Raw genomic sequence first — 4,784 nt, forward strand, 5'->3', positions numbered from 1 at the left:
GCTCACACGACCTCATAACCGCCGTGACCAGCAGTTACCCCAGAACGCAATAGCCCTGGCCGGGTCATCGTGCAGAACTGCCGATACCGACCATCAAATTCTACCTGAGAGGGGCTCTTTCCGCGCACCCGGAAGGTCGGTCCGGGAAGGCCGGCAGCCTTGCCGGCGTCGAGGTGAGCGCGCTGGTGCCCACGCCGCGACGGTCATGATTCTGACCACGATGGAGGCTGCGGAGCTGCCGTCACGGCTGGTGTCGGAGGCCGACGCGGTGGCGTGGTCGCACAGATCGCTCTGTTGGACGCGGCCCTGCCGGCGCTGCGGCGACTGGCCCGGGAGCACCTGGGTCAGACCGGCGGAGCGGTGCGCGGCGAGCGACCGTGAGGACCGGCGGCGTCGGACGCGGAGCGGTGGGGGTCGCATCCGGCGCCGCCGACAATTGCTGACGCGACCCACCCGCCTGCCACCGCAACCTGTGAGAAGAATTGAATTACCCGCGTCGGCCATGATGTTGGTGGTTCGGGCCCACTCCGATGGTGCGGTCGTCGTTCTCGGACCGGTGTATCCGCGCCGCGCCTAATGCGAGAGAGCGAAACTCCCGGCCTTGCCGCGGCCACGGTCACCTGCCTCGTGCCCGGGTTGCCGGCGCGGATGCGGCGCCGGACATCCACGGAAAATGCGGAAGCGGATGAGTCACCGGCTGTCCCGGACCGCCGCATTTCGGCGCAGCGTGCGACGTCGTCGCGATGGCGCTGCCACATTCGAGGGGGAGCCCGTTGGCATCGCAACCGGTCGGTATTCTACGCCGGCTCATACCCGTTTTCACGGTGATCGTTCTGTTGATCGCCACCTACCTACTGGCGAGGCTGCCCTTGGCGTCGCCGACCGACCGCGCCCGGCTCGCCGCCCGGTTCGGGTTCACCGAGCTGCCGATCATGCTTCCGGATGGTCTGCCCGAGCGTAGCGTCAGGGCGGTCAACCCGGAGTACGAGCACATCCGGTCCTGGGTGTCGTCGGTCGGCGCCGCGGTCGCCGTCAACGATCTCGACGGCGGCGGCGTGGCCAACGACTTGTGCCTGGTGGATCCCCGCAGTGACAGCGTGATCATCACGCCGGCACCGGGCAGCGCCAACGTGTACCAGCCGTTCGTCCTGACCTCGACCCCACTGCCGACCCACCGCGCCATCGCACCGATGGGCTGCGTACCCGGGGACTTCAACGAGGACGGCTGGACCGACCTGCTCGTCTACTACTGGGGACGGACACCCGTGCTGTTCATGAACCACGGCGGCCGCGCACCGCTCGCCCCGGACCGCTTCCGGCCGACGGAACTCGTCCCCACCTGGGACCGCGGCGACGGGGCGTACGACGGGCAGCTGTGGAACACCAACGCCGTCGCCGTGGCGGACTTCGACGGTGACGGGCACGTCGACATCGGCGTCTTCAACTACTTCCCCGACTCCCAGGTGCTCGATCCGCAGGGGCGGGCCGGGGTGCAGATGAACCACTCGATGTCGCACGCGCGAAATGCCGGAGGGGCGCACATCTTCCGCTGGACCTCGGCGCAGGGCGGCCGCGAGCCCTCGGCCACGTACACCGAGCAGGTCGCGATCGCCCCGGCGGTGGGCAGCGGGTGGACCCTGGGCGCGGCCTCCGCCGACCTGGACGGGGATCTGCTGCCGGAGCTCTACCTCGCCAACGACTTCGGCAACGATCGCTTCTTCCACAACCGCTCCGTGCCCGGCAAGATCCGCTTCGAGCTGGCCGAAGGCGAGCGGGACGCGTTCACACCGAAGTCGCTGGTCCTCGGCCACGACTCGTTCAAGGGCATGTCCATCGAGTTCGGCGACCTGCACGGCAGCGGGCGCTTCGACGCATTCGTCAGCAACATCACCACCTCCTGGGGGCTGGAGGAGAGCACCTTCGTCTGGCGCAACACCGCATCGAGCCCGCAGGCTGCCGGTGAGCTGCTGCGCGCCGGCCGGGCACCTTACGAGAACGAGGCGGCCGCCCGCAACCTCGCCTGGTCGGGCTGGGGCTGGGACACGAAAATGGCGGATTTCGACTACGACGGCGAGGTTGAGGTCGTGCAGACCAACGGCTTCATCAAGGGCAGCCTGAACCGGTGGGCCTGGCTCCAGGAACTGGCCATGGCAAACGACCTCATGCTGCGCAATCCCCAGATGTGGCCGAACGCGCGGCCAGGTGACGACGTCGCCGGCTCGCAGCCGATCGCGTTCTGGGCGGCGGAGGGCAACGGGCGGTACACCAACCTCGGCGCGGAGCTCGGCATGACGGACGACACGCCGAGCCGTGGCGTCGCGATCGCCGATGTAGACGGCAACGGCAGCCAGGACTTCGCCGTGGCCCGTCAGTGGGGCCAGCCGAGTTTCTACCGCAACACCACCGGGCGGCCCGGCGACTTCCTCGGTCTGCGCCTCTACCGGCCGGCGACCTCGCCGGAAGCGATCGGTACACCGGCGTACGGCGCCCAGGTGCGCGTCCGTACGCCCGACGGGCGTATTCGGCTCGCCCAGCTCGACGGAGGGGGCGGCCACTCCGGCAAGCGCAGCTTCGACGTGGTGTTCGGGCTCGGCGAGATCGGCGAACAGCAGGTCTCGGTCGAACTGGCCTGGCGCGACCTCGACGGCGTGCTGCACACCCAGACGCAGCAGATGACCCACGGCTGGCACAGCCTGATGCTCACCGATCAGGCCAGGGAGGTGGAGGCGCCTTGAGTGTCCCGCCCATGCACCGGACCGACCACAGAGCCCTCGCCGAGCGGGTCGGTGGGGAGCCACCCGGCGTACGGCCGGCTACCACGACACCGCCGAAGGATCCGCGCTACCTGGCGCTGCGGAACTTCGCCATCTCGATGACCGTGTTCAACATCCTCGGGTACACCGTGCTCGGTTTCGAGCAGCCGTGGGCGTGGCCGATCCTCGCGCTGCTGGTCGGCTACGCGACGGAGATCCTGATCGAACTGGTCACCGCGGCCGCGCACCGCCGCGCGCCCGAGTTCACCGGGCGTGGGGCGCGGGGAATGTTCGAGTTCCTGCTTCCGGCACACATCACCGCCCTCGCGGTGAACATGCTGCTGTACGCCAACGACCGGTTCTGGCCGATCGCGTTCGCGGTTGTCGTCGCCATCGGCCAGAAGGCGGTGCTCCGCGCGCCCGTCAACGGACGGATGCGGCATTTCATGAATCCGTCCAATCTCGGCATCACCGTGGCCTTGCTCATGTTTCCCTGGGTCAACGTCGCGCCGCCGTACCACTTCACCGAACACGCGCCGGACGTGATCAGCATCGTCGTTCCGTTGTTCATCATCACCTCGGGCACCGTCCTCAACGCGATGTTGACCAAGAAGATGCCGCTCATCCTCGGCTGGGTCGGCGGTTTCGTGATCCAGGCGTTGGTCCGGCACTGGACGCTCGACGTGGCGATGTGGGGGGCGCTGGTGCCGATAACCGGCGTCGCGTTCGTCCTGTTCACGAATTATATGATCACCGACCCGGGGACCACGCCGAGCAAGGGCTGGCACCAGTTCGCCTTCGGCTCCGGCGTGGCCGCCGTCTACGGAATCCTGATCGCCGTCAACGTCGTCTACACGATCTTCTTCGCGCTTACCCTCGTCTGTCTCATCCGCGGACTCATGTGGTGGGTCGTCTGGCTGCGCCGACCGGCGCGGGAGACCCGGCTCGTCGGCCCGGAACCCGCACCGGAGCCCGCGTCGAGGTGAATCCGGTGCCGGCCGGGACGGCGACCATCGTCCCGGCCGGCACCAGCGGCGCCGTCGCCCGGAGGTGTCACGGTGGGGGACAGGGCCCCGGCAAAGTCGTGACGGTGTCTGACTTGTGAGGCTTGGAGTAGAAGCGCCGCTGTTGGCGGCAGCAAGACGGGCATGACCTGCTTAGAAGATCATCAAGGTTCCTACGCCATGCTGATCGCCGAAGTGAGTCATGCCCGCGCTGCCATCATCGCTGATCTCTTCCCTGTCCTGCGCACCGGCTCTGACCGTGCCGGAGACCGCTGGTGGGCTGCCCGAAGCGCTCGCTGGTCTGCCTGATCCACGAGCCCGGCGAGGTGTCCGGCACCGGCTGACGGTCGTGGTCACCGCAGCAGTGTGTGCCGTGGTCGCCGGCTACCGCTCGTACGCCGCGATCGCCGAATGGGTCGCCGACGTTCCGGCCCCGACGGCTCTCGCCCTGGGCATGACTCCCGACCGGCGCCCATCGGAGCCGATGATCCGTCGACTGCTGCAGGCCATGGACCCGCAGCTACTGACCGCGGCAATCGGCGTCTGGCTCGCCGGCCGGACCACCGCGACGCCCCCGCAGGCGATCGCCGTCGACGGCAAGGCCCTGCGCGGCTCCCGCACCCCCGACACCCCGGCCCGGCACGTGATGGCCGCCTGCGACCAGGCCACCGGTGTGGTCCTGGGCAGCATCGACGTCGACGGCAAGACCAACGAGATCACCCGGTTCGCGCCGCTGCTCGACCAACTCGCCGACCTGCGCAACACCGTGATCACCGCTGATGCCCTGCACTGCCAACGCGAGCACGTCTCCTACCTCGCGCAACGCGGCGCCCACTGGATCCTGACCGTCAAAGGCAACCAACCCCACCTACACGCTCAGCTCACCGCACTGCCCTGGCGGGCAGTCCCCGACGCCACCCGTGACACCGACCGCGGGCACGGCCGCCGCGAGATCCGCAGCTGCAAGATCCTGAGCATCTCCACCGGCATCGACTTCCCGCACGCCGCCCAGGCCATCCAGATCCGC

3 protein-coding genes are annotated in these 4,784 nt (G+C 68.6%); all 3 read left to right on the forward strand.

The window, feature by feature from the left end; all coding sequences use genetic code 11:
* The first annotated feature begins 743 nt into the window (after positions 1-743).
* The gene (locus tag ACFHWY_RS27960; RefSeq protein ID WP_416583239.1) at positions 744-2,735 is read left to right on the forward strand and encodes a CRTAC1 family protein; all 1,992 of its coding nucleotides are present in this window, start codon (positions 744-746) and stop codon (positions 2,733-2,735) included.
* 11 nt (positions 2,736-2,746) lie between these two features.
* Entirely contained in the window at positions 2,747-3,739 is a 993-nt protein-coding gene (locus ACFHWY_RS27965; protein ID WP_416583241.1) for an enediyne biosynthesis protein, read from the forward strand.
* A 277-nt stretch (positions 3,740-4,016) separates the two neighbouring features.
* Positions 4,017-4,784, forward strand: a 768-nt coding sequence (locus ACFHWY_RS27970) for an ISAs1 family transposase (RefSeq protein ID WP_416583240.1), incomplete at its 3' end; no start/stop codon positions are given.

The organism is Micromonospora sp. LOL_024 (assembly GCF_048060415.1).
Classification (GTDB): Bacteria; Actinomycetota; Actinomycetes; order Mycobacteriales; family Micromonosporaceae; genus Micromonospora.